Source organism: Methylophaga sp. UBA1464 (genome assembly GCF_002325665.1).
Taxonomy (GTDB): Bacteria; Pseudomonadota; Gammaproteobacteria; order Nitrosococcales; family Methylophagaceae; genus Methylophaga.
On record NZ_DCSO01000046.1, the window covers coordinates 1163 to 3033 of the forward strand.

General features: G+C 48.9%; 1 protein-coding gene and 1 pseudogene. Both read left to right on the forward strand.

The window, feature by feature from the left end; translation table 11 throughout:
• Nucleotides 1-22 precede the first annotated feature (22 nt).
• On the forward strand, nucleotides 23-724 hold the full coding sequence (locus tag B3O33_RS05425; protein WP_414673274.1) for a CbbQ/NirQ/NorQ/GpvN family protein: 702 nt from the start codon (nucleotides 23-25) through the stop codon (nucleotides 722-724).
• Nucleotides 725-763: 39 nt separating this feature from the next.
• A pseudogene (locus tag B3O33_RS05430) lies at nucleotides 764-1871 on the forward strand (VWA domain-containing protein); the annotation flags it as partial.

The window sequence follows — 1871 nt, forward strand, 5'->3', positions numbered from 1 at the left end:
TGACGCGCGCCGTATGCCGTAAATGCTTAAAGGTCCGACCGGTTGTGGTAAATCCCGTTTTGTCGAATATATGGCCTGGAAACTGGGCCGCCCGTTGATCACAGTTGCCTGTAATGAAGACATGACCGCCTCCGATCTGGTTGGGCGGTTTCTGCTCGATAAAGATGGTACCAAGTGGCAGGATGGTCCATTGACCACGGCTGCCCGTATCGGTGCTATCTGTTATCTGGATGAAGTAGTGGAAGCACGTCAGGATACAACCGTCGTTATCCATCCCTTAACCGATCACCGTCGCAGCCTGCCGCTGGATAAAAAAGGTGAATTGGTCGAAGCCCATAAAGATTTTCAACTGGTGATTTCCTACAATCCCGGTTATCAGAGCTTGATGAAAGATCTCAAGCAATCCACCAAGCAACGTTTCGGTGCAATGAATTTTGATTATCCTGACGCCGAGCTGGAGGCCGAAATTGTCGCCAGGGAAACCGGTGTCGATGCTGAGATAGCCAAAAAACTGGTACAGATTGCGCATCGTGCCCGCAACCTGAAAGGTCATGGCCTGGATGAAGGTATTTCCACCCGTCTTCTGGTCTATGCAGGGCAAATGATTGCAGAAGGTGTTGAGCCTTTGGCTGCCTGCCAGATGACGTTAGTCACACCATTGACTGATGATCCGGATATGCGTGAAACGCTGGAAGCCGCTGTTCATACCTTCTTTGTTAGTTGATAAAGGCCGACCCGGTTTCTCCGGTTTGGATATCACATCATGAGCGTCAATCTAAACGATTACCGCGAACAGCTTGAAAAAATAGCGCCAGAACTGGTGCATACCTTGGACAGTACTTTTCAGGATGCAGCCAGAATCATGTCGCCTGCCGGTTTGCAGGAATATATGGAAGGCGCCAAAGGCTTGGCAGAGCTGGGTCGGGGTAAAGAGCTGGTGGTTGCCTTTCTGGAAGATATTCCACAAGTTGTCAAAGAATGTGGTGAAGATGTCATTCGTGATTGCATCAATGCGGCGATGAAATTATCGTCAATGACCTCAGGTGAGGTCATTGCACTGATGATTCATAGTCTGCCAATTGCTGCCCGGCGATTGGGTGACCCAGAATTATTACGCGGTTATTTAAACCTGATTCATCAGCTGTCAGCCAAATCTTCCCGTGGCTTAAGACCTATGCTGGGTATTATGGATGAATTATTGTCCAAACTTACTTTGTCCGGTTTACGTCGCTGGGCCAACTTTGGTGCCGAGGCTTACCGTCGCGATTTGAACAGCCTGGTCAAATACTTTGCCCTGGAAACCGCTGACAGCAAGAAAATGCTGCAGAAGGAGCGTCGCGGTACGTTGTTTATTGATACTCAACGCAAACTGAATTTTTATCTGCGGGCATTATGGGGCAGGGATTTTTTTCTGCGACCCACCGCAGCAGATTACGAAGGATTCAAACCTTATATCGACCATTTTGTGATGCATCTTCCGGATGCTGTGGATGATATTGAAGGTGTCAGTGGTCTGGCGCTCTATCGGGCTCAGGCCGCCCATCTGGCAGCCCATATTCAATATACCCGAGCACCGATTTCCGCCGAACAACTCAGCCCGGCGCAGCTGTTTTTTATCGGACTGGTGGAAGATGCCCGCGTTGAATATCTGGCGATACAGGATTTCCCCGGTCTGCAGAAGCTCTGGGGCAACCTGTTAAATGTTGAACAAAGTCAGAATGTGGAACATGCTGGCCTGTTAAAACTCGAACAATTCGCCCGTTGCCTGCATGATGCATCACTTAAAAATGATGATGAGCAATTGGATGCTTTAGCGGTCAGGTTTCATGAAAACATTGCAACTCAATCTCAGAATAACCAGTTCAGCTGGG